The sequence below is a fragment of the Pseudonocardia sp. EC080619-01 genome (assembly GCF_001420995.1).
GTDB lineage: Bacteria > Actinomycetota > Actinomycetes > Mycobacteriales > Pseudonocardiaceae > Pseudonocardia.
The window spans coordinates 5,654,691-5,676,434 of the sequence record NZ_CP012184.1; the positions used below are offsets into that span (position 1 = coordinate 5,654,691).

Sequence of the window (21,744 nt, forward strand, 5' to 3'; positions counted from 1 at the left end):
GCCGTCACCGACGACCCGGGGCGGAGGAGTGCGGCGCGGTCGCTACCGGGCCAGCGCCTTCAGCAGGTTCTGCACGCTCGTGTGCACGTCGGCCGCGGGGCCCGCACCGGAGGGCGGGCCGTGCAGGATCGTGTCCTGCTCCAGCACGTGCCAGCCGTCGTAACCGTGGGCGGACAGGTGCGACAGCACGCCGTCGAGATCGACGTCGCCCTCGCCGAGCGGCCGGTACATCCCCCTGCCGACGGCGTCGGTGTAGGTCAGCCGTCCGTCCTGCACCTGCCGCGCCAGCCCGAGGTCGACGTCCTTGAGGTGGGTGTGCGCGATCCGTTCCGGCGCCTGCCGGGTCAGCGCCGCCGGGTCGGTGCCGCCGATCAGCAGGTGCCCGGTGTCCAGGCACAGCCGGATCGACGAGCCCTCCAGCACGCGCGCCACGTCGTCGCCGGTCTCCACCATCGTCCCGACGTGCGGGTGCAGGACCGCGGTCACGCCGCGGGTCGCCGCGTACCCGGTGATGCGGTCCAGGTTCGACAGCAGCAGGGCCCATCCGGCACCGTCCAGCTCGGGGCGGGAGTCGTAGCCGGTGCCGCCCGAGTCGGCGGACAGCACCAGCGTCGCGGCGCCCGCGGCGTCGTAGCCGGCGAGCAGCTCCTCGACGCCCGGCAGCGGGTCGTGACCGGGGACGTGCAGCAGGGTCGGGGTGAACCCGCCGACCGCCTGCAGGCCGTACCCGTCGAGGGTGGCGGCCTTCTCGGCGGGCGCGTCCGGCAGGAAGCCGTCCGGGCCGAACTCGGTGGCCGACAGGCCGACCTCGCGCATCTCGGCGAGCACCCGCGACGGTGCGAGCTGGTGACCCCAGCCGGGCACCTCGCACACGCCCCAGGAGATGGGGGCTCCGGCGATCCGCCCGCTCATCGGACGACCTCCTCGACCCGCACCGGGCGGCGGGACGTGAGCGACAGGGTGGCGGCCTCGGCGATCCAGCCGGCGGCCATGGCGTCGGCGACCGTGCACGGCGAGGGCCGGGTACCCGCGACCAGCTCGGTGAACGCGGTCAGCTCGGCCCGGAACGCGGGTGCGAGCCGGTCCATGAAGAACCCGTGCGGGGTGCCGCCGGGGAACGTGACGCCCGGCTCCACCGAGCGCAGCGGCAGCCCGGCGTCGAGGCCGACGGCGACCGAGTCGGCGTCGCCGTGCAGCTCCAGGCGCACGTCGTAGCCGCGCGGGTTGTACCGGGAGTTGGACACGACGGCGGCCGAGCCGTCGTCCAGGGTCAGGATCGCCTGGGACGTCGACACGTCCCCGGTCTCGGCGAACACCGGGTCGCCGTGCGCGTCGCCGGTGGCGTAGACCTCGACGACCTCGCGGCCGGTGACCCAGCGGACCGCGTCGAAGTCGTGCACCGAGCAGTCCCGGAAGATCCCGCCGGAGATCCGCACGTAGTCGGTGGGCGGCGGGGCGGGGTCCAGCGTGGTGGCGCGCACCGTGTGCACCCGGCCCAGTTCTCCGGCGGCGACGGCGGCGCGGGCGGCCGCGTAGCCGTCGTCGAACCGGCGGGGGTAGCCGATCTGCACCCGCTCGTCGCGGCCGGTCAGCTTCGCCGCGACGTCGACGGCGTCGTCGATCCGCCCGGCGACCGGCTTCTCGCAGAACACCGGCAGCCCGGCGTCGACGGCGGCCAGCAGCAGCTCCGGGTGCGCCGGGGTGGCGGCCGCGATGACGACACCGTCCACCCCGGACGCGAGCAGCTCGTCCGGCGAGCTCACGGCGGTGGCGCCGGCCTCGGCCGCGACCGCGGCGGTGACGTCGGGCCGGGCGTCGGTGACGACGAGCTCGCCGACGGCGTCGAGCCCGGCCAGCGTCCGCGCGTGGAACGCGCCGATCCGGCCCAGGCCGATGAGTCCGATCCTCATGGGTGATCCCTCGTGTTCAGTCGTGGGCGCCGACGACGTTCTGGTCCCAGTCCATGACGGACCCGGTGACGATGCCGGAGCGGTCGGAGAGCAGGAAGACGACGGCCTCGGCCGCGTCCCGGGCGGTGGCCAGCCGCCCCATCGGCAGGCGCTCGCCGGCGCGCTCGCGCCAGTCGTCGCCCGCACCGTGGAAGCGGCGCTGGGTCGCGTCCTCGCCCTCGGTGTCGGTCCAGCCGATGTTGAGGCCGTTGATCCGGACCCGGTCGAACCGGTGCGCGTGCGCGGCGTTGCGGACCAGGCCGGCGAGCCCGGCCTTCGCCGCGACGTAGGGGGCGAGCACCGGGGCCCCGCCGTGCGCCGCCTCGGAGACGACGTTCACCACGGTCCCCGGCTCGCCGCGGCTCACCATGTCGGCGACGGCCGCCTGCATCAGGAAGAAGGGCCCGCGCAGGTTGACCGCGACGTGCCGGTCGAACAGCTCCGGTGTGGTGTCGAGCAGGGTGCCGCGGTCGGTCAGGCCCGCCGCGTTGACCAGGCAGTCGACCCGTCCGTACCCGGCGACGACGGCGGCCACCGCGTCCCGGCAGGCGTCCGGGTCGGCGACGTCGCACGGCACGAACAGTGCCCGGACGCCCTGCTCGGCCAGCTCGGCGACGAGCTTCTCGCCCGGCTCCCGGCGCCGCCCGGTGACGGCGACGGCCGCCGCGCCCTCCCGGGCCGCGGTGCGGGCACAGGCGGCGCCGACACCGGCCGTGCCGCCGCTGACCAGCACGACCCTGCCGTCGAGCAGCCCCGCGTCGCTCATGCGGGCACCCCGCGGCGGCGTGCGGTCTGGCCGGCGAGGACGTCGTCGAGCCGGTCGGCGTCCCAGCCCTCGCGGACCGCGCGCAGCAGCACCGCGGCCGGGGACGGCGGGGCGAGCCCGTCGACCGGCGGATCGGCGTCGAGGTCGGTCGGGAAGGCGTAGCCCTCCGCGGCGGCGGACACGGCGTGCGCGACCAGCTCGTCGGGCGCCCCGCCGGTGTGCATCCGCCGCAGGGCGGGGAACACGGCGCGGGCCATCGCGGCCCGGTCGGCGCTCTCCATCGCCCGGCCGAACGCCGACGACACCTGCAGCAGGTTCGCCATCCGGCGGACGCCGGCGGACCGGTTGTGCCCGGCCCCGTGGATCAGCGCCGGGTTGAAGAACACCGCGTCGCCCGCGGCGAGGGGCAGCTGCACGTGGGCGTCCGCGAAGTACTCCCGGAACTCGGGACGGCCGGCGACCAGGTAGCCGTGCGGGTAGGTCTGCGAGCCGGGCAGGTACATCGTCGGCCCGGACTCGACGGGCATGTCGCAGTGCGCGACGGCGCCCTGCAGGGTCAGCGCGGGGGAGAGGCGGTGGACGTGCGCCGGGTAGCGGGCCGCGCCGGCCGCGTCCATGAAACCGAGGTGGTAGTCGCGGTGCGGGTTCTGCGCGGCACCGCCCGGGTTCACCACGTTGACCTGCGACGTCACCTGGTAGCCCGGGCCGAGCCAGGCCTCGCACACCAGCGCGGTGAGCGGGTTGGCGTAGTACGCGGTGAACACCTCGGGGGCGCGCAGCGCGAGCTTCTCGACGGCGTTCCAGATCCGGTCGTTCGCCCCGGGCTTCGCGAAGTGGTCGCCCGCGACCGCGCCGGAGGCGCGCTGCTCCGCGATCATCGCGTCGAACGCGGACGTCGCCGGGCCCAGCTCGGCCGCGGCGAACGCACCGGTGAACACGGCGATGCCGGGCCCGTCGAGCAGGGTGTGCACCAGCTCGGCCTGCACGGCGCGCCGTCCCTCGGGCGTCGCGGCCTCGGCGGTCAGGTCGGCGGCCCGGTAGAGCGGCACGCCCTGCTCGATCGTCGTCGCCCGCGGGTGCGCGGCGGGATCGGTGCCCCGCTCGACGTGCGCACGCAGGTCCTCGACCCGGGCCTCGGCCGGGTCCAGCCAGGCCGGGTCGCGGGTGGCTGCCCAGGGTGTCGTGGTCACGGGGACCTCCTCAGCTCCTCGTCGAGCGCGCCTTAAAACGCTTTAATGACGGGGTCGAGTCTCCGGGCTCGTGGCTGATCATGTCAAGACAAACTCGTGGAGGAGGTGCGGCGCGATGATGCGGGACGTGACCGACCGATCGACCGCCCGCCGTCCCCGGCTCTCGGACGTCGCCGCCGAGGTCGGGTTGTCCCCGGCGTCGGTGTCGCTGGTGCTGCGCGGCGCGCCGGGCCCGAGTGCGGAGACCCGGGAACGGGTCCTGGCCGCGGCCGACCGGCTCGGCTACCGGCCGGACCGGGCCGCGAGCCTGCTGGCGAGCCGGCGCAGCGGGACCCTCGGGGTGGTCCTCGACATCCGCTCCACCTACCACGCCGAGCTCGTCGAGCAGCTCCTCGAGATCGCCGAGCGCCGCGGGCACGATCTCGTGCTGGGCGCGCGGTCGCCGTCGCGGGACGAGCGCCGGGCCGTGGAGTCGCTGGTGGACTCGCGGTGCGAGGCGCTGGTGCTGCTCGGCAGCGACGCCCCGGCCGCCCGGCTCGCCGAGCTCGGCCGCCAGCTGCCGGTCGTCGCCGTCGGGCGCCGGCTGCCGGGGACCGGGGTCGACGTCGTCCGGGTCCCCGACGACGAGGGCGCCCGCGAGCAGGTCCAGCACCTGATCGGCCTGGGGCACCGGGAGATCGTGCACGTCGACGGCGGGCGCGGCTCGATCGCCGCGGACCGCCGGAAGGGCTACCGGGCGGCGATGCGCGCGGCCGGCCTGACCGACCGGGTGCTGCCCGGCGGGCACGGGGAGGCCGACGGTGCCCGCGCCGCCGCGACCCTGCTGGACGGCACCACGGACCTGCCCACCGCGGTCGCGGTGTTCAACGACCGGTGCGCCGTCGGACTGCTGGACGCGCTGAGCCGGGCCGGGACGGGTGTGCCGGGGACCGTCTCCGTCGCCGGGTACGACGACAGTCCGCTGTCCCGGCTGGCGCACGTGGACCTGACGACGGTCAGCCAGGACGTCCCGGGCACCGCCGAGCACGTCCTCGACCTGGTGGCCGAGCGGCTCGACGGCGACCGGACCGCGGCCCGGGAGGTGGTGCTGGCGCCGCGGCTCGTGGTGCGGGGGACGACGGCCCCGCCGCGCCCCGCCGCGGTGTGACGGGGCGCCGCGGTCCCGCCGGTCAGAGCCGGAGCGGTGCCCGGCGCGGCCGCGGCTCCATCCCGGCCGCGCGGTAGACGGCGTCGATCAGCTCGGCCGTCGCGACGGCGTCGTCGAGGTCCAGCGGGAACGGCTCCCGCCCGCGCAGGTGCGCCCGCAACGCCTCCAGCTGGTAGGTGTAGGTCGGCCGGGTGCCGAGGTGCTCCGTGCGGGTGACACCACCGGCCCGCACCTCGATCCGGTCGTCCCGGGTCGGCAGGACGACGTTGCGGGCCAGCGCCTCGCCGCGCTCGCCGACCACCCGGGCGGTGATCGTCCAGCCGTCGGCGTCCATGTCGCAGTGCGCCGCGCCCGTCGCCCCGGACGGGAACCCGAGGTCCGCGGTCACCGACGCGTCGACGCCGGGGGAACGCTCCCGCGCCGTCGCCGCCGTCACCGTGGGCTCGCCGCCCAGCTGCGCGCCGAGCCGGCGCTGGATGTGCAGCGCGTAGCAGCCCAGGTCCATCAGCGCGCCACCGGCGAGGTCCAGTGACCAGCGGGGATCGGTGTCCGGCGGTGCGGGCATCCGGAACGTCGTCTCGACCGTCGTGATCCGGCCGAGCTCCCCGGAGCCGGTGATCGCGGCGAGCCGCCGGAACACCGGGTGGTGGACGTGGTGGAACCCCTCGACGACCGTCACCCCGGCGGCGCGGGCCGCAGCGGCGACCTCACGGGCCTCGCCGGCGTCGGACGCGAACGGCTTCTCGCTCAGCACGTGCTTGCCGGCCGCGACGGCCGCGAGGTTCCAGGGGCCGTGCAGCGCGTTGGCCAGCGGGTTGTAGACGACCTCGACCCCGGGATCGTCGAGCACGGCGGCGTAGTCGTCGTGCACCCGGTCGACGCCGTGCTCGGCGGCGAAGCGCTCGGCCCGGCCGCGGTCGCGCGCGGCGACGGCGACGAGGCGGTCCCCGGTCTCCGCGGCCGGGGCACAGAGCGCCTCGCCGGCGATCCGGGCGGCGCCCAGGATCCCGATCCGCAGTGGACGGTCGTTCACTGTTCCTCCTCGCGGTGGTGCGGGTGCGGTCAGCGCTGCAGCTCGTGCGACAGCTCGGCGAGCTCCTGACCGCCCGCCATCTCGGTGGTGAGCTCCTCCAGGGAGACCTCGGAGCGCGCCCGGTCGAGCACCCGGCGGCCGAGCTTCAGGATGATGAAGTGGTCGCCGACCATGTAGGCGTGGTGCGGGTTGTGGGTGATGAAGACGACGCCGAGGCCGGCGTCGCGGGCCGCGGCGGTGTACCGGAGGACGACCCCGGACTGCTTGACGCCCAGCGCCGCCGTCGGCTCGTCGAGGATCAGCACCCGGGCACCGAAGTAGACGGCCCGGGCGATCGCCACGCACTGGCGCTGGCCGCCGGACAGCGTCCCGATGGGCTGGTTGATGTCCTTGACCTGGATACCCATCTTCCTCAGCTCGGCGTCGGCGATCTCGCGCATCCCGCGGATGTCGAGCGGGGCGAGCGGGTAGTTGCCCTTCCGCAGCTCGGAGCCGAGGAAGAAGTTCCGCCACACCTCCATCAGCCCGACCACGGCCAGGTCCTGGTAGACGGTCGCGATGCCCAGGTCCAGGGACTGCCGGGGCGAGGAGAAGGTGACGTCCTCGTCGTGCACGGTCAGCGTGCCCTCGGAGTGCGGGTGCAGTCCGGACATGATCTTGATGAGGGTCGACTTCCCGGCGCCGTTGTCACCGAGCACGCAGGTGACCTCGCCCGCCCGGACGGTCAGGTCGATGCCCTCCAGGGCACGGATGGCGCCGTAGGTCTTCCCGATCCCGGCCATCCGGACGAGTGGGGTGCCGGCCCGCAGGTCGGACGCGGCGTGGTCGGAGATCGTGTCGGTCATCGTCGTCACTTCCGCGTCGAGGCGTAGTTCTTGATGTAGAGGTTCAGCACGACCGCGAGCAGCAGCATCGCGCCCAGGAACGTGTAGAACCAGTTCGGGTCGAAGCCGGCGAACACGATGCCCTGGGTGGTCATGCCGAGGATGAAGGCGCCGATCGCGGCGCCGATCGCCGAACCGAAACCGCCGGTGAGCAGGCAGCCGCCGACCACCGCGGCGACGATGTAGATCAGCTCGTTGCCGACCCCGAGCCCGGACTGCACGGACGAGAAGTTGAACAGGATGTGCATCCCGAGTACCCAGCCGACGAACCCGACGCCCATGAACAGGCCGATCTTGACCCGCTTCACCGGGACGCCGACGGCGCGGGCGGACGCGGCGTTGCCGCCCGCCGCGAAGATCCAGTTGCCGAGGCGGGTGCGGAACAGGATCCAGGACGCGACGGCCGCGAGCCCGAGCCACCAGAAGACCGTCACCTTGACCGTCATGAACCCCAGCGGGACGTCGGAGGCGAAGATCGTGTGCGCCGAGACGAAGCCGTCGAGCTCGGAGGCGTTGTCGGTCGCGACGGTGCCGGTGATACCCTTGGTGACGCCGATGTTGGCGCCGCGCAGGATGAAGAACATCGACAGCGTGATCAGGAAGCTGGGGATGCCGGTCGTCACGACCAGCCACCCGTTGACGAAGCCGACCAGCAGCGCGACGACCAGGCTCAGCACGACGCCGACCCACATGTTCAGCGACAGCTGGTAGGTGATCAGGGCGGCGGTGAGCGCGGAGGTGGTCACCGCGACGCCGGAGGACAGGTCGAACTCGCCGCCGATCATGAGCAGCGCCACGCCGACCGCGACGATGCCGATGGTCGACGACGCGTACAGCACGGTCGCGAAGGAGTCGAGCGTCCGGAACGGCTCGGCGATGGCGTAGAAGAAGACGAAGATCGCCAGGGCGGCCGCGACCGTGCCCGCCTCGGGCCGGGTGAACAGCCGGGCGGACAGCGACCGGGCCTGCGAGGCCGGCGGTGCGGGGTCCGGTTCGGTGGTGGCGCCGGTCGTGCCGGCGGCGGTGGGTGTGCTCATGGGTGGGCTCCTGGAGGAGGGGACACCCGGGGGCGACGGTCGTCGGTGCCGCCCCCGGGGGAGCCGCCGTCAGCGGGTGTTGGCCTCGGTGTAGGGCAGGATCTGGGCGATGTTGGACGCGTCGACCACGGACGGACCGGTGAGCGTCGGCTTCCCGCCGCCGATGTCGTTGCCGTTGGAGAGGTTCAGCCACAGCGACTCGACGGCCAGGTAGCCCTGGACGTAGGGCTGCTGGTCGACCGAGAAGGCGATCCGCCCGTCCTGGATGGCCTTGGCGGCGTCCTGGTTGAGGTCGAAGGTCGCGATCTTCGCGGTCGAGCCGGTGCCCTGCTGGGCCTGCAGCGCCGCCATCGCGATCGGCGCGCCGAGGGTGACGACGTCGGTGATCGCGGGGTCCTCGGCCAGCTTCGCGTTCAGGGTCTGCTGGACCGACGGCAGGTCGGCCCCGTTGACCTGGATGTTCTCGGTGTTCGGGTAGCCCTTCTTGACGCCCTGGCAGCGGGTCTCCAGCGCCACCGAGCCCTGGGCCTGGATGACGCAGAGGGTCTTGCCGCCCGGGCTCAGCGCGGTCAGCTTCTCGCCGACGGTCTGGCCGGCGAGGGTCTCGTCGGAGCCGAAGTACATCGTCGCGCCGGCGGCCTTGTACTGGTCGATGCCCTGGTTGAACGCGACGACCGGGATGCCGGAGTCGGCGGCCTTCTTCGCGACCGGGACGACGGCGTCGGCGCTGGACAGCGTCACGGCGATCCCGTCGACCTTCGAGTCGATCGCGTTCTGCACCAGCGTCGCCTGCTCGGGCCCCTGCTCGTTGTTCGAGTACTTGAGGTCGATCCCGTGCGTCGCGGCCGCGTCCTCGGCGCCCGCGCGGATCTTGTCCCAGAACGTGTCACCCGCCTGCTCGTGGGTGACCATCGCGATCGTGTAGCGCTGCCCCTGGTCCGCGGCGTCGTTCTGGGCCCCGCCCTGGCTGCTGCAGGCGGTGAGCCCGGCCAGCAGCGAGACGGCGGCCAGTCCGACGGCGACCTTCCGAATACTCCTCATCGAGCATCAGTTCTCTCTGTGATCGCGATCGGCTCGGTCGCCGTCCGCGGGGGTGGGTGGTCCGCTCCGGCCGGGCCCCGACGTCCGGAGAGTGATGCAGACCACGGACAGGTGTACGCTGCCGCACACGTCACGTCAATGCTTTGTCCTGACAAAGATGGTCGATCGTCACATGTGGGGAGGCGCGGTGACCGGGCCGTCGGGCCAGGTGGACCGGGGGAGCCCGGTGCCGCTCTACTTCCAGGTCGCGACCCGGATCCGGGGCATGGTCGAGTCCGGCGAGCTGCCCGCGGGGAGCCGGCTCCCCGCCGAGGCGGAGCTCGCCGCCCGCACCGGCGCGAGCCGTCCGAGCCTGCGCCGCGCCGTGTCCTACCTGGTCGAGCAGGGGGTGCTGGCCCGCAGGCGCGGCGCCGGGACCCGGGTGCTGCCCACCCGGATGGAGCGACCGGTCGATCTCACGAGCCTCCACGACGACCTCGCCCGCGACGGCCGCGCCCCGGCCACCGTGCTGCGGGCGTTCTCCGTCGGGCCGGTCGGTGACGTCGTCGCCGCGGCGCTCGGGATCCCGCCCTCGGCCCCGGCGGCGCGGTTCGAGCGGCTGCGCCTCGCCGGTGGGGAGCCGCTCGCGCTGATGACGAACGTCGTCCCGGCCGACGTGCTCCCGCTGCGCCCGGACGATCTCACCGGGCACGGCCTCTACGAGCTCCTCCGTGCCGGCGGGCACGCGCCGCGCTCGGCCCGGCAGGTCGTGGGGGCGCGGGCCGCCGGTGCCGCCGAGGCCGCCGCGCTCGACGAACCCCCCGGCGCCCCGCTGCTGACGATGACCCGCACCGCCTGGGACGAGACCGGCCGCGCGGTGGAGTACGGCTCCCACCTGTACCGCCCGACCCGCTACGCCGTCGAACTGACCCTGTGATCACGGATCCGGAAGCGGGGCGGCCACATCCGGCCGCCCCGCTGCCCGATCCGTGATCAGGCGTTCGCTCGCGGGAACGGCGGAGCCGGTTCCGGCGTGGGGCGGGGGTCGGGGGCGCAGGGTCGGGGCATGGAGCTCGACCGGCTGCTGCGGCACCAGGACGGCGTCGTGTCCGTCGCGCAGGCGGTCGCGTGCGGGGTCTCGGCGCGCACCCTGCGGCGGTGGGTCGCGACGGGGCGGTTCTCGTCACCGCTGCCGGGCGTGCTCCTCGGGGGAGGGCATCCGTTCGGTGCCGCGGCCCGCTGCCGCGCCGCCGTGTTCTGGGCGGGACCGTCGGCGCTGCTGGCGGGCCCGGCCGCCGCCTGGTGGCACCGGATGCTCGACACGGCGCCGTCGACGGTCGGGGTCACCGTCCCCCGGTCCGTGGGCCGCACGCCCCGCCCGGGGGTCCGTCTCCGGCGCCGGGACATCGCCCCCGCCGACCGGACGGAGGCCCGTGGGCTCGCCCTCACCGCCCGGCCCCTGACCGCGCTCGAGACGGCGATCGCGGTCCGGGACGGTGCGGCGTTCCTGGACCGGGCGCTGCAACGGTGGGTCACGTTCGAGGACCTGCACGCCGCCTGGTGCCGGATGAGCGGCGCGACCGGCGCCACCGCGGCACGGAGTCTCCTGGTCGTGGCCGGGGACCGGGCGGCATCGCACGCCGAACGACGCCTCGTCCGGCTGCTGCGCGACGCCGGCGTGACCGGCTGGGTCCTCGGGTACGCGTTCGGCCCGTACGAGCTCGACCTGGCCTTCCCGGAGCAGCGCGTCGCGATCGAGCTCGACGGCTGGGCGTGGCACAGCGACGTCGAACGCTTCCGCCGGGACCGGAGCAAGGGCAACGACCTGGTGACCGCCGGCTGGACGCTGCTCCGCGTGACCTGGCACGACCTGGACACGGCCCCCGCCCGGGTCGTGGCCCAGCTCCGGCACGCCCTGAGCCGGCCCGTGATCACGGATCGGGAAGCCACGCGGCCATATGTGACCGGGCGGCTTCCGGATCGGTGATCAGCGGTCGTCGTGGCTTGACCATGCCGTTACGGCACGGCGTTTCATCGGGGGTATGGAGCAACCTGGACCGACCCCGCCCGCCCACGAGCCGCCGGCGGGGGTGTCGACGACCGGCGTCTGGAACGGTCTCGGCTACCGCGCCGACGCGCAGTGGATCGTGCTGCGTCAGGAGGAGAAGCCCGCGGCGGAGATCTTCACGGTCTCCTACGTCGCGGAGGACCGGGGCGAGCGGCCGGTGACGTTCGTGTTCGGCGGTGGGCCCGGCGGTGCGTCGGCCTACCTGCACCTGGGCGTCGTCGGGCCGCGGCGCATCGCCTTCCCCGGGGACGGGACCATGCCGTCCCCGCCCGCGCGCCTGGTCGACAACCCGGAGTCGTGGCTGGCGTTCACCGACCTCGTCGTCGTCGACGCGGTGGACACCGGCTTCAGCCGCAGCGCACCGGGCGCCGAGCCCACCTCGTACTACGGCACCGAGCGTGATCTCGACGCGCTGGTCGAGGTCATCACCCGGTGGCTGGGGGACAACGGCCGGTGGCACTCGCCCGTGCTGGTCGCGGGGGAGAGCTACGGCGGTTACCGCGCGGCCCGGCTGATCCGCCGGCTGCAGGAGAGCGCCGGGATCGGCGTGTCCGGGTCGATCCTGATCTCCCCCGCGCTGGAGTTCGCGGGTCTGTCCACCATCGGGCTGGAGCTCGGTGACTACGACGTGCTGCCGTGGGTCGACACGCTGCCCACGATGGCGCTGGCCGCCGCCCACCACGGACGCTCCCGCGCGTTCGGGCCGGACACCCCGCCGTCCGAGATCCGCCGCGCCGCCGAGGAGTTCGCCACCGGCGAGTTCGCGACGTTCCTCGTCCGCGGTGCCGCGACGGACCCTGCGGACCGGCAGCGGGTGTTCGAGCGCCACGCCGCCCTGACCGGACTCGACGTCGAGGACGTCGCCCGGGCCGAGGGACGGATCCGCATCACCCGGTTCACCCGCGACCTGCTCCGCGCGGACCGGCTGGCCCTCGGGATCTACGACGCCACGGTCACCACCACGGACCCGTACCCCGACCGCGAGCTGTACATGGGCGCCGACCCGACCCTGACCGGCATCGCCGCGGCGTTCGGCGCGGGGATCAACCAGTACCTGCGGGGCGAGCTCGGGGTGCGGACCGAGCGGACGTACACGCTGCTCGACCCCACGGTGGTCGCCGCCTGGCAGGACGACACCCGCGCCGTCTACAACCACCCGCCGAAGGGCGCGACCGACGACCTCCGCTACGGGCTCGCCCTCAACCCGGGCGTCCGCGCGATCATCACGCACGGCCACCACGACCTCGTGACTCCGTACCACGCCGGTGACCGGTTGCGGAACCAGATGCGGCTGACCCCGGGGGTGGCCTCCCGCCTGACCGCGCAGCACTTCGACGGCGGGCACATGTTCTACCTGTGGGACGACAGCCGCCGCGCCTTCACCGCCGCGATCACCGACTTCGTGACCACCGCGACCGCCCGCTGAGAGACCCGGTGATCACGGATCGGGAAGGGACCCGGCCACATCCGGCCGTCCTGCTTCCGGATCCGTGATCACCGGCGGGAGCAGGGCGGGGGTGCGGTCGTTCCCCGGACCACCAGGTCCGGGGGGAGGAGGCGGTCCTCGGGGGTGGCGGTGGTGTCGTCCAGGCGGGTCGCGACGGCCCGGACGGCGCCGCGGGCGAGTGCGCCGGCGTCCTGGCGGACGGTGGTCAGGTCGACGTGCGCGAGCCGGGCGAGCCGGTCGTCGTTGTAGCCGACCACCGACAGGGTCCCCGGGACGTCCACTCCGGAGCGGCGCAGGGTGTCGAGCAGGCCGAGCGCGCAGCGGTCGTTCGCGGCGACCACCGCGGTCGGCGGGTCCGGTGCGTCGAGCAGGGCGCGTGCCGCGGCGATCCCGGCCTGCTCGTCGTACCCGCCGTCGAGGACGCGGGCCGACGCGCCGAGCCCGTGCGCGGCCATGGCGTCCCGGTAGCCGTCCCGGCGGACCCCGGCGTTCGGGCCGTCGCCGCCGTCGACGTGGGCGACCGCGCGGTGCCCGAGCCCGACGAGGTGGTCGACGGCCTGGCGCAGGCCGACGTCGTCGGCGGTGCGGAGGCTGTCCATCGCCTCGCCGGCGGGCGCTGCGCGGCCGACGAGGGCGACCGTCGTCCGCCCGGCGAGTGCGGTCAGCGCGGTGTCGCCGAGCGTGGGACCGAGCAGGACGAGCGCCTCGCACCGGTGGGCGAGGAGCCCCTCGACGGCGTCGGCCTCCGGGTGGGTCGGGGTGCGCGCGGAGAGCAGGACGTCGTAGCCGAGCCGGGCCGCCTCGTCGTAGATCGACTCGAGCATGTCGGCCTCGTAGGGCTCGCCGACGGTCGTCACGACGCCGACGGTGCGGCTGCGCCCGCGGGCCAGCAGCCGAGCCGCCCCGTCCGGCCGGTACCCGAGCTCCTCGGCCGCGGCGAGCACCCGGGCCCGGGTCCGCTCCGAGGCGCCGGGCCGGTCCCGGAACACGATCGACACCAGGGCGCGGGGGACCCCGGCGCGTGCGGCGACGTCGAGCATCGTCGGACGCCTCGGTGCGGCCACGGGCACCTCCTGGGCCGATCTTTGTCTTGACATAGTTCCGGACGGCCTGGATAGTTCCCGGCCAGGCGCTACTAGCGCGCTCTAGTTCAGCGTAGACGAGGAGGCGGCAGCGTGGTCAGCACAGGGCGCATCAGGGTCGGGTCGGCACCCGACTCGTGGGGGGTCTGGTTCGCATCCGACCCCGACCAGACCCCGGCGGACCGGTTCCTCGCCGAGGTCTCGGCGGCCGGCTACGACTGGATCGAGCTCGGTCCGTACGGCTACCTGCCGACCGACCCGGACGAGCTCACCGACCAGCTCGGGAAGCACGGCCTGAAGGTGTCCGCCGGCACCGTCTTCGAGCACCTGCACCGACCGGGCTCCTGGGAGGACGTCTGGAAGCAGGTCACCGACGTCGCTGCCCTGACCCGGGCCACCGGCGGCGGCCACATCATCGTCATCCCGGAGCCGTGGCGCGACCACCGGACCGGCGACGCCCTGGAGAGCCCCGAGCTCGCCCCCGAGCAGTGGCGCAGCCTCACGGACGGCATGAACGAGCTGGGCAGGCGCATCCTCGACGAGTACGGGCTGCACGTGCAGTTCCACAGCCACGCCGACTCGCACGTCGGGTACCAGCGCGACATCGAGCGCTTCCTCGCCGACACCGACCCGGCGTACGTGAACCTGTGCCTCGACACCGGGCACGTCTCGTACTACCGCGGCGACAACCTCGACCTGGTCCGCCGCTACCCCGACCGGATCGGCTACCTGCACCTCAAGCAGGTCGATCCGGCCGTGCTGGACGAGGTCGAGGCCGAGGACCTGACCTTCCCCGAGGCCGTACGACGCGGCGTGATGACGGAGCCGCCGCGCGGCGTGCCCGAGATGGGCCCGCTGCTCGACGCCGTCGCGGGCCTCGGGCGGGACGTGTACGCCATCGTCGAGCAGGACATGTACCCCTGCGCGCCGGACGCCCCGCTGCCGATCGCCCGCCGCACCCACACCTACCTGTCCGGCTGCGGCACCGCGGCCGTCGAGATCGGGAGCCCACGATGAGCGAGGAGCTGCGCGTCGCCGTCGTCGGCGTCGGGAAGATGGGCGCGTTCCACGTCGACTCGCTGTCCCGGCGGGTCCGCGGCGCCCGGGTCACGGTCGTCAGCGACGCCGACGCCGACCGGGCCGCCGAGGTCGCCGCCGTCGCCGGGGCCCGGATCGAGCCCGATCCCGTCACGGCGATCGGGGCGTCCGACGTGGACGCCGTCGTGCTCGCCAGCCCCGGGGCCGCGCACGAGAAGCAGGTGCTCGCCTGCCTCGACGCGGGGAAGCCGGTGCTCTGCGAGAAGCCGCTGACGATGGACGAGCCGAGCGCGCACGCCGTCGTGCGGGCGGAGGCCGCGACCGGACGACGGCTGATCCAGGTCGGCTTCATGCGCCGGTTCGACGCCGAGTACGCCCGCCTGCGCGAGATGGTCACCGGCGGCGAGCTGGGCGACCCGCTGATGCTGCACTGCGTGCACCGCAACCCGGCGGTCCCCGAGCACTTCACCTCGGTGTTCGCGATGGCCGACTCGGTCGTCCACGAGGTCGACTGCACCCGGTTCCTGCTCGGCGAGGAGATCACCGCCGTCACCGTGCTGAAGCCGGCCGCCACGTCGTCGTCGCCAGCGGGGAACGCCGACCCGATGCTCGTGCTCTTCGAGACCGAGTCCGGACGCCTGGTCGACGTCGAGTCGTTCGTCCGGACCGGCGTCGCCTACGAGGTCCGCACCGAGCTGGTCGCCGAGCACGGCATGGCGACGATCGGCCTCGACCAGAACCTGCTGCTGCGGCGCGCCGGCCGCTGGGGCGGGGAGATCGCACCGGACTTCGTCGTCCGGTTCGGCCGGGCCTACGACTCCCAGATGCAGGCGTTCGTCGACGCCGCCGCGCAGGGCACCGTCACCGGGCCCGGCGCCTGGGACGGCTACGCCGCCGTCGCGGTCTGCGCGGCCGGGGTCGAGGCCGTGACCAGCGGGAAACGGGTCGAGGTCCGTCTGGGGGAGAAGCCGTGAAACTGGGTGCCTACACCGCCTGTCTGCACGACCGCCCGCTCGCCGAGGCGCTCGACGAGCTCGCCGCGAACGGCCTGACCTCGGTGGAGGTCAACACCGGGGGTTTCCTGCCCGCCCCGCACTGCCCGGTCGACCTGCTGCTGTCCTCGGAGACCGCCCGGCGCGACTACCTCGCGGTGTTCGCCGAACGGGGGATGGAGCTGACCGGGCTGAACTGCAACGGGAACCCGCTCAGCCCGCTGCCCGGCGTCGGGCCGAAGCACGCCGAGGACCTGCGCCGCACGGTCCGGCTGGCCGGTCTGCTCGGGGTGCGCCACGTCGTCACGATGTCCGGCACGCCGGGCTCGGACCCGGACGCCCGCTACCCGTCCTGGGTGGTGAACCCGTGGGACGGCGTCTACCTCGACGTCCTCGACCACCAGTGGTCGGTCGCCTGCGAGTTCTGGACGGGGATCGACGAGCTCGCCCGGACCTCCGGCGTGCGGGTCGCGATCGAGATGCACCCGCACAACCTGGTGTTCTCCCCGGTCACGCTGCGCCGCCTGGTCGACGGGATCGGCGCGACGAACCTGGGTGCGGAGATGGACCCGTCGCACCTGATGTGGCAGGGGATGGACGTCGAGGCCTGCATCCGCTGGCTGGGGCCGCTGGTCTTCCACGCCGCGGCGAAGGACGCCCGGATCGAGCCCGGCGCCGCGATCCGGGGCGTGCTCGACACGTCCTTCACCCGGGTGCCCGCCGACGACCCCGACCGGGTCCCGACCGGGATCGGACACTGGTGCTCGGCCTGGCCCGACGACCCGGCGTGGTCGTTCGTCGCCGTCGGCGAGGGGCACGACGTCGCGTACTGGACCGGGTTCCTGCGCGCGCTCGCCGAGGTCGACCCGGACATCGCCGTGAACATCGAGCACGAGGACGCCGCGTACTCGCGCACCGAGGGACTCGCGCTCGCCGCGAAGACCCTGCACGCCGCCGCGGCCGCGCTGTAGGGGAGGACCACCGTGAAGCTCGCACTCGACCCCCAGATGTTCTACGCGACGCACCCGGTCCAGGAGCTGCCCGACGTCGTCGCGCGGATGGGCTACTGCTGGATGGAGCTCTCCCCGAAGGACGACTTCATCCCGTTCTTCCGCCACCCCCGCGCCGACGACGCCGCCGTCGCCTCGCTGCGCAAACGGGCCGCCGACGCCGGTGTCGGCATCGCCTCGGTGCTGCCGGTGCTGCGCTGGTCCGGCCCCGGCGAGGACGAGCGGCAGGCCGCCGTCCGGGCCTGGAAACGGGCGATCCGGATGACCGTCGACCTCGGGGTGGACGTCATGAACTCCGAGTTCAACGGCCGCCCGGAGGCGCCGGAGCACGCCGAGAGCCAGTTCCTGCGCTCGCTCGACGAGCTGGCACCGGTGTTCGAGCGGGAGGGTGTCCGGCTGGTGCTCGAACCGCACCCCGACGACTTCGTCGAGGACGGCCACGCCGCGCTGAACCTCGTCCGCGGGCTCAACGCCGACTGGATCGACTTCCTGTACTGCACCCCGCACACCTTCCACCAGGGCGACGACGCCGCCGGGATCATCACCGCGGCCGCGGGGAAGCTGGCCTCCGTGCACCTGGCGGACACCCTGGACCACACGGCGTCGAACGGGTTGCGCTACATCGTCAACCCGCCCGGCTCGACGGTGCGGGTGCACCAGCACGCCGAGATCGGCCGCGGCGAGGTCGACTTCGACGAGGTGTTCGCCGCGCTCGCCGCGACCGGCTTCGACGGCGTGCTCTCCAGCTGTGTGTTCGGCTGGGAGGAGCACGCGGAGGAGATCAGCGTGCGCCAGCGGGAGACGATCCTCGCCCTGGTGGACAAGCACTTCGGCGCGGACCGGCGCCCGGCGACCCACGCCTGAGCCTCCGGAGCGGACCACCACCGGTGGGTGATCTCGGTAGCGCTACGCAGGCCGTGGCGGGTGGGGCGGGCCTACGGTCCCCCCATGTCCACCGCACCGCAGACCACGCGACCCGGGACCGGTCCTGTCACGACGGCCCGCGGCGCCCGCCGCGGGATGATCGTGCTGGTCGTCGCCTCGCTGGTGGTGGCGTCGCTGCTCGGCATCGTCGCCCTGCTCACCGGCGAGTTCGGCGAGCTGCAGGGCCGGATCGTGGTCACCACGCTCGTCGTCGCCGCGTTCGGGACGACGGCGCTGTGCCACCTCGCCGTCGTCACCCGGGCGGTGCGGGCGGTCGGCTTCGGCGGGCTCGCGGCGAGTCTCGGGGCAGCGGTCTGCGCGCTGGTGCTGATCTGGCAGGACTGGTCGGGCCCGGGGCCGGGGGAGGGCTGGTGGAAGTCGCTCGCCCTGCTGACGATCGCCGCGGTGAGCCTGGCCCACGCGAACCTGCTCCTGCTGCTCGCCGGGCGCCCGCACCCGGCGATCCGGACCGGGCTCGCCGTCACCCTGGCCGCGATCGCCGTGGTCGCGGTGATGCTCGCGATCCCGGTGGTGACCGACGGCGAGATCCCCGGCTCGTCCGACGAGTGGTACTGGCGCTGGTTCGGCGTCGCCGGGATCGTCGACGCGCTCGGCACGATCGCGCTGCCGGTCCTCGGGCTCGTGCTGCGCCGCCCGGAGCCGGTCACGGCACCGGGGGCACCGGCGCCGGAGCCCGCGGGGGAGACGGTGCGACTCGTCCTGGACCTGCCGGCCGATCTCGCGCACCGTCTCGACGACCACGCCGGGGGCGGCTCCCGGGAGAACGCCGCGCTCGACGTCCTGCACCGCGGCCTGCCCACCGGCTGATCAGGGCAGGTCGGGGGCCCGCAGGATCATCCAGCCCAGCACGGTCGCCGCGCTGTCCAGCCGCGCCGTCTCCGCCGCCAGCGCCCGCCGGTAGGCCTCGTCGTCGCCGCGGTGCCGCCACACCCGCTCGGCCGCCTCCCACGCCTGCCCGCGGGTCGCGCGCACGAGCAGGTCGGACAGCGCGTTGCCGAGGCGGTCCAGCAGCCCGCCCTCGGTGGTGCCGGCGAGGAACGCGTCGAAGTCCTCCCGCAGGTCGTCCATCTCCTCGGCGAAGATGTCGTTGACCCGGTCGTAGTCCGCACGCCGGGCGGGGGTCGGGGGGAAGTCCTCCCAGGTGTCCAGCAGCGCGAGCGCGAGATCGTGGTTCACGTGGGCGTTGACGCCGCAGGCCGCGAAGTTGACGTGTCCCACCGAGGGGTCGCGGCGATGGTCGAACAGGACCTTCCAGCACGCGGGGACCGAGCCGTCCCGGCGCTCGTGGGCGTGGACCGCGGCGAAGTAGCGGCGGGCGAACGCGACGTCGAGCCGGGTGAGGAACTCCGGGTCGTCGAACGACCGGCCGGGGTGGGCGCCCTGCAGGGTGGCCAGCACGTTCTCGGTGATGGTCGTGTAGAGCCTGCTGAAGCAGGAGATGCCGTCGATCCGGGGTGCCCGGATGTCCTCGGCGGCGGCGTCGCGGATCGCGCGCAGCGCCTCGACGACCTCCTCGACCGTCTGCACGTCCACGCCGTGCACCGACAGGTTGCTGGCCGACATCCTCGTGGTTCCCCCTTCGCCCGGTTCCTCATCGGAGGTGATCGTGTGATCGTCGCGCTCCGTTACTGGTCGGGCACGCTGCGGCCGCGCAGCCAGGGCGCCGCGAGCGCGGCGAGCCGGTCGAGCTCCTTGTACCCGGCCACCTCGGGCGGCAGCGTCTCCAGCACCGACGCCAGCCGGTCCCGCCACGCCGGGACGAGCGCGACCCGTTCCAGCGGGAGCAGCCGGATCCCGATGAGGAACAGCAGCGACCCGGTGAGGGGCAGCCGGACGAGGTGCTGCACCTCGGTCCGCAGGTGCAGGTCCCGGCCGGGGTCGAGACCGTCGAGCGCGTCGCGCGCGGGCAGCCACTCCGGGGAGGCGTCGAGGGAGAGGTCGAGCCGGTCGCCGGGCTGCAGGCCCCAGTTCAGCCGCCGGTACGCCTCGCCGGGGGCCAGCCGCAGCAGGAACCGCTCGGCGCGCTCGAACACCCCGCCGGGGCCGTTGCCGGGGACCGGGCCGTGCAGCTCGCGGAAGCTCATGCCGGCGTCGAACCCGATCGACCAGACCGACGCGGCCGCGACGGCGCCGGCGTCGAGCCAGAGCCGGTCGTCGCGGGCCCCGAGGACGACGACGTCCTCGGCGAGCAGGCGGGAGGCGAACCGCAGCGGGTGCTCCGGCAGCGTCGATTCGTCGCCGAACACGAACTCCTGGTCGACGCCGGTCCCGTCGTCGCGGAAGCGGTACCGGTCGCCGTCGCGGGTGAGGGAGCAGTCGTCCGGCCGTTCCGCGGCGAGCAGCCCGGTGAGGTGGAGCAGCGCGTCCCAGGAGGCGGCGCGGGCGTGCGGGGCGGCGACGAACCGGGCCGGTTCGCGGTCGAGGACCGCGGTGCGCCCGGCCGCGACCGCCGCCCGGTCGTCACCGGGGTGCAGCACCGTCGCGCCCCAGGACCCGGCCTCGGTGCGGCGCTCCACACCGGCCGGTTCGACGTTGGCGCTGATCCGGTACGTGGGGTGCGGCAGCGGGAACGGGTAGGACGCGACGTCGGCCGGGTAGCTGCTCACAGGTCCAGCTCCAGGGAGTCGCCGCCGGCGCGGGACACGCACGGTGTCATCCGGTGGTCGCGGTCCGCCGGATCGAGGACGGAGTCGCGGTGGTCCACCGCGCCGGCGTGCACCGTGGTGGCGCACTCGCCGCACACCCCCTGCCGGCACATCCGCGGTACCGGGATCCCGGCGCGGTCGAGCGCGTCGAGCAGCGACTCCCGGGCACCGACGTCGACGGTGCGGCCGCTGCGCCGTAGCACCGCCCGGAACGGGCGGCCCGGCTCCGGGGCGTGGACGAACGCCTCGGCATGGATCCGCGCGTCCGGCCAGTGCGCGGCCCGGGCGGCGTCCGCGGCGGCGGCGATCAGCCCGGGCGGCCCGCAGACGTGGAGGTGGCTGCCGAACGGTGCCGACCCGAGGAGCCTGCGGAGCGCGACGAGCGCCGCGGCGCGACCGGTCACCGCCTCCAGCCGGTCGCCGCAGACGGCGCGCAGCTCCTCGAGGTGCGGGGCGACGCCCGGCCGGTGCACGAACAGCACGGTGAACCGGTGCCCCCAGAACGCGTGCCAGCGGGCGTGCGAGAGCACCGGCGTCACCCCGATGCCGCCGGCGACGAGCAGGTGGTGCGTCGCGGTCTCGACCGGCCGGAACGTCGCGCGCGGCCGGCTCGCCCGGACCCGGTCCCCGACGGCGAGTGCGTGCATCCACCGGGACCCGCCGTGTCCGTCCGGGCGCAGCGCCACCGCGAGATGCAGCCGCTCGGGCGCGACCGACGGGCCGGTGAGCGAGTACGGGTTCCACCGGTCCGGCGCCCACCGCACCGCGACGTGGCTGCCCGGCGGGTACGACGGCAGCGGCCCGCCGCCGGCCGGCGCCAGCTCCAGGCTGCGCACTCCCGGGCACGGCGTCCCGAGCGCGGCGACGACGAGATCGAGCGTCACGCGCCGGGCCCCCCGACCCGGGTACCGGTGGGGACGCCGAGGAACGCGGCGTGCGTGCGGGAGTGGTGGTGGGCGACGACGAGCTCCGAGCGGCAGCCGGGGCAGCCGAGGGCGTCGCCGGGTGCGGTCTCCGAGACGAACCGGACGTGGCAGTGACCGCAGTGGACGGCCCGGCGCCGGACGCCCTCGACGGCGGCGTCCCCGGTACCGGTGACGTCGGTCGGCACGAGCAGCAGCTCCTCGTCCAGTGCGCCCCGGGCCAGGGCGGCGGACCGGACCTCCTGCACCTCCAGCTCGGGGCCGGTGACGAGGATCCGCCAGCCGGTCGTCACGCCGGCCAGCTCGATGCCGAGCCGGTCCCCGGTGGCGGCCCCGGGCGCGATCTCCACGAGCCGGTCCTGCGGCCGGACCTCCGGCGCGGCGGCACCGCCCACGGTGACCACCAGGTGCGGCGCCGGGCCGCGGGCCCGGGCGGCGTAGCGGGGCTGGGACGTCTGCTCCGACGGGACGTGCGGTGAGCGCGGGGCGGCACCGGTGCGCGACGGCGGGACGGGAGCGGGCATGACGGTCCTCGGTCGAGGTGGCGGCGGGACCGATCCTAGGCGCG

General features: G+C 74.5%; 22 protein-coding genes. 9 read left to right on the forward strand and 13 right to left on the reverse strand.

Translation table 11 applies throughout. The features are described 5' to 3' along the window. Positions 1–42: 42 nt before the first annotated feature. From AD017_RS25980 to AD017_RS25995, 4 genes are read right to left on the reverse strand one after another with little or no spacing between them, the layout of a single operon-like run. Positions 43–912, reverse strand: coding sequence for a sugar phosphate isomerase/epimerase (locus AD017_RS25980; protein ID WP_010240612.1), 870 nt, complete (start codon positions 910–912; stop codon positions 43–45). Beyond that, complete coding sequence (locus AD017_RS25985; RefSeq protein WP_060575860.1) at positions 909–1,910, reverse strand: Gfo/Idh/MocA family oxidoreductase; 1,002 nt, start codon at positions 1,908–1,910, stop codon at positions 909–911. The genes AD017_RS25980 and AD017_RS25985 overlap by 4 nt, the downstream gene beginning before the upstream one ends. 16 nt (positions 1,911–1,926) lie before the next feature. Beyond that, on the reverse strand, positions 1,927–2,715 hold the full coding sequence (locus AD017_RS25990) for an SDR family oxidoreductase (RefSeq protein WP_060575861.1): 789 nt from the start codon (positions 2,713–2,715) through the stop codon (positions 1,927–1,929). Beyond that, complete coding sequence (locus tag AD017_RS25995) at positions 2,712–3,905, reverse strand: phytanoyl-CoA dioxygenase family protein (RefSeq protein ID WP_060575862.1); 1,194 nt, start codon at positions 3,903–3,905, stop codon at positions 2,712–2,714. The genes AD017_RS25990 and AD017_RS25995 overlap by 4 nt, the downstream gene beginning before the upstream one ends. Positions 3,906–4,023: 118 nt before the next feature. Here AD017_RS25995 and AD017_RS26000 point away from each other — a divergent pair, with 118 nt between their 5' ends. Beyond that, complete coding sequence (locus tag AD017_RS26000) at positions 4,024–5,052, forward strand: LacI family DNA-binding transcriptional regulator (RefSeq protein ID WP_060576620.1); 1,029 nt, start codon at positions 4,024–4,026, stop codon at positions 5,050–5,052. Between the two features lie 22 nt (positions 5,053–5,074). Here AD017_RS26000 and AD017_RS26005 read toward each other — a convergent pair whose 3' ends face one another. The 4 genes from AD017_RS26005 to AD017_RS26020 form a co-directional block, all read right to left on the reverse strand. Next, positions 5,075–6,085, reverse strand: a complete 1,011-nt coding sequence (locus tag AD017_RS26005) for a Gfo/Idh/MocA family protein (protein WP_060575863.1) — start codon at positions 6,083–6,085, stop codon at positions 5,075–5,077. Positions 6,086–6,114: 29 nt separating this feature from the next. After that, positions 6,115–6,930 (reverse strand): ATP-binding cassette domain-containing protein, encoded by an 816-nt coding sequence (locus tag AD017_RS26010; protein WP_029239894.1) that lies wholly within the window; start codon positions 6,928–6,930, stop codon positions 6,115–6,117. Positions 6,931–6,935: 5 nt separating this feature from the next. Continuing rightward, positions 6,936–8,006, reverse strand: coding sequence for an ABC transporter permease (locus AD017_RS26015; protein ID WP_010240292.1), 1,071 nt, complete (start codon positions 8,004–8,006; stop codon positions 6,936–6,938). A 69-nt stretch (positions 8,007–8,075) separates the two neighbouring features. After that, a complete protein-coding gene (locus AD017_RS26020) occupies positions 8,076–9,047 on the reverse strand; it encodes a substrate-binding domain-containing protein (RefSeq protein WP_010240290.1) in 972 nt (323 codons plus the stop codon). A 187-nt stretch (positions 9,048–9,234) separates the two neighbouring features. Here AD017_RS26020 and AD017_RS26025 point away from each other — a divergent pair, with 187 nt between their 5' ends. From AD017_RS26025 to AD017_RS26035, 3 genes are all read left to right on the forward strand, one after another. Next, the gene (locus AD017_RS26025; RefSeq protein ID WP_227012589.1) at positions 9,235–9,963 is read left to right on the forward strand and encodes a GntR family transcriptional regulator; all 729 of its coding nucleotides are present in this window, start codon (positions 9,235–9,237) and stop codon (positions 9,961–9,963) included. 129 nt (positions 9,964–10,092) lie between these two features. After that, positions 10,093–11,013 carry a type IV toxin-antitoxin system AbiEi family antitoxin domain-containing protein gene (locus AD017_RS26030; protein ID WP_060575865.1) on the forward strand — a complete coding sequence of 307 codons (921 nt, stop codon included), beginning with the start codon at positions 10,093–10,095 and terminating at the stop codon, positions 11,011–11,013. 55 nt (positions 11,014–11,068) lie between these two features. Further along, entirely contained in the window at positions 11,069–12,520 is a 1,452-nt protein-coding gene (locus AD017_RS26035) for a S10 family peptidase (RefSeq protein WP_227013350.1), read from the forward strand. A 68-nt stretch (positions 12,521–12,588) separates the two neighbouring features. Here AD017_RS26035 and AD017_RS26040 read toward each other — a convergent pair whose 3' ends face one another. Continuing rightward, complete coding sequence (locus AD017_RS26040; protein ID WP_227013351.1) at positions 12,589–13,605, reverse strand: LacI family DNA-binding transcriptional regulator; 1,017 nt, start codon at positions 13,603–13,605, stop codon at positions 12,589–12,591. A 111-nt stretch (positions 13,606–13,716) separates the two neighbouring features. Here AD017_RS26040 and AD017_RS26045 point away from each other — a divergent pair, with 111 nt between their 5' ends. The 5 genes from AD017_RS26045 to AD017_RS26065 all read left to right on the forward strand — a co-directional run bounded on the left by AD017_RS26045 (position 13,717) and on the right by AD017_RS26065 (position 18,415). After that, positions 13,717–14,640: a sugar phosphate isomerase/epimerase gene (locus AD017_RS26045; RefSeq protein ID WP_060575868.1), complete on the forward strand. Its 924-nt coding sequence runs from the start codon at positions 13,717–13,719 to the stop codon at positions 14,638–14,640. Further along, entirely contained in the window at positions 14,637–15,635 is a 999-nt protein-coding gene (locus tag AD017_RS26050; RefSeq protein WP_060575869.1) for a Gfo/Idh/MocA family protein, read from the forward strand. Before AD017_RS26045 ends, AD017_RS26050 begins: the two co-directional genes overlap by 4 nt. After that, positions 15,632–16,624: a sugar phosphate isomerase/epimerase gene (locus tag AD017_RS26055; RefSeq protein ID WP_060575870.1), complete on the forward strand. Its 993-nt coding sequence runs from the start codon at positions 15,632–15,634 to the stop codon at positions 16,622–16,624. The genes AD017_RS26050 and AD017_RS26055 overlap by 4 nt, the downstream gene beginning before the upstream one ends. 12 nt (positions 16,625–16,636) lie before the next feature. Then, positions 16,637–17,527 carry a sugar phosphate isomerase/epimerase gene (locus tag AD017_RS26060; protein WP_010240272.1) on the forward strand — a complete coding sequence of 297 codons (891 nt, stop codon included), beginning with the start codon at positions 16,637–16,639 and terminating at the stop codon, positions 17,525–17,527. 84 nt (positions 17,528–17,611) lie between these two features. Then, positions 17,612–18,415 (forward strand): hypothetical protein, encoded by an 804-nt coding sequence (locus AD017_RS26065; protein ID WP_060575871.1) that lies wholly within the window; start codon positions 17,612–17,614, stop codon positions 18,413–18,415. On the opposite strand, the gene AD017_RS26070 is transcribed toward AD017_RS26065, so the two are convergent. From AD017_RS26070 to AD017_RS26085, 4 genes are all read right to left on the reverse strand, one after another. Beyond that, positions 18,416–19,171, reverse strand: coding sequence for a DUF5995 family protein (locus AD017_RS26070; RefSeq protein ID WP_060575872.1), 756 nt, complete (start codon positions 19,169–19,171; stop codon positions 18,416–18,418). A gap of 62 nt (positions 19,172–19,233) precedes the next feature. Next, positions 19,234–20,214, reverse strand: a complete 981-nt coding sequence (locus tag AD017_RS26075) for a heme-dependent oxidative N-demethylase subunit alpha family protein (RefSeq protein WP_060575873.1) — start codon at positions 20,212–20,214, stop codon at positions 19,234–19,236. After that, positions 20,211–21,137: a PDR/VanB family oxidoreductase gene (locus tag AD017_RS26080; RefSeq protein ID WP_060575874.1), complete on the reverse strand. Its 927-nt coding sequence runs from the start codon at positions 21,135–21,137 to the stop codon at positions 20,211–20,213. Before AD017_RS26080 ends, AD017_RS26075 begins: the two co-directional genes overlap by 4 nt. Further along, on the reverse strand, positions 21,134–21,700 hold the full coding sequence (locus tag AD017_RS26085; protein WP_010240265.1) for a dimethylamine monooxygenase subunit DmmA family protein: 567 nt from the start codon (positions 21,698–21,700) through the stop codon (positions 21,134–21,136). The genes AD017_RS26080 and AD017_RS26085 overlap by 4 nt, the downstream gene beginning before the upstream one ends. Between the last annotated feature and the right edge of the window lie 44 nt (positions 21,701–21,744).

Bases quoted from the DNA above. Each gene is read 5' to 3' on its own strand.
- AD017_RS25980 (WP_010240612.1), bottom strand. From the start codon at position 912: ATGAGCGGGCGGATCGCCGGAGCCCCCATCTCCTGGGGCGTGTGCGAG.
- AD017_RS25985 (WP_060575860.1), bottom strand. From the start codon at position 1,910: ATGAGGATCGGACTCATCGGCCTGGGCCGGATCGGCGCGTTCCACGCG.
- AD017_RS25990 (WP_060575861.1), bottom strand. From the start codon at position 2,715: ATGAGCGACGCGGGGCTGCTCGACGGCAGGGTCGTGCTGGTCAGCGGC.
- AD017_RS26000 (WP_060576620.1), top strand. From the start codon at position 4,024: ATGCGGGACGTGACCGACCGATCGACCGCCCGCCGTCCCCGGCTCTCG.
- AD017_RS26010 (WP_029239894.1), bottom strand. From the start codon at position 6,930: ATGACCGACACGATCTCCGACCACGCCGCGTCCGACCTGCGGGCCGGC.
- AD017_RS26015 (WP_010240292.1), bottom strand. From the start codon at position 8,006: ATGAGCACACCCACCGCCGCCGGCACGACCGGCGCCACCACCGAACCG.
- AD017_RS26020 (WP_010240290.1), bottom strand. From the start codon at position 9,047: ATGAGGAGTATTCGGAAGGTCGCCGTCGGACTGGCCGCCGTCTCGCTG.
- AD017_RS26030 (WP_060575865.1), top strand. From the start codon at position 10,093: ATGGAGCTCGACCGGCTGCTGCGGCACCAGGACGGCGTCGTGTCCGTC.
- AD017_RS26035 (WP_227013350.1), top strand. From the start codon at position 11,069: ATGGAGCAACCTGGACCGACCCCGCCCGCCCACGAGCCGCCGGCGGGG.
- AD017_RS26050 (WP_060575869.1), top strand. From the start codon at position 14,637: ATGAGCGAGGAGCTGCGCGTCGCCGTCGTCGGCGTCGGGAAGATGGGC.
- AD017_RS26065 (WP_060575871.1), top strand. From the start codon at position 17,612: ATGTCCACCGCACCGCAGACCACGCGACCCGGGACCGGTCCTGTCACG.
- AD017_RS26070 (WP_060575872.1), bottom strand. From the start codon at position 19,171: ATGTCGGCCAGCAACCTGTCGGTGCACGGCGTGGACGTGCAGACGGTC.
- AD017_RS26085 (WP_010240265.1), bottom strand. From the start codon at position 21,700: ATGCCCGCTCCCGTCCCGCCGTCGCGCACCGGTGCCGCCCCGCGCTCA.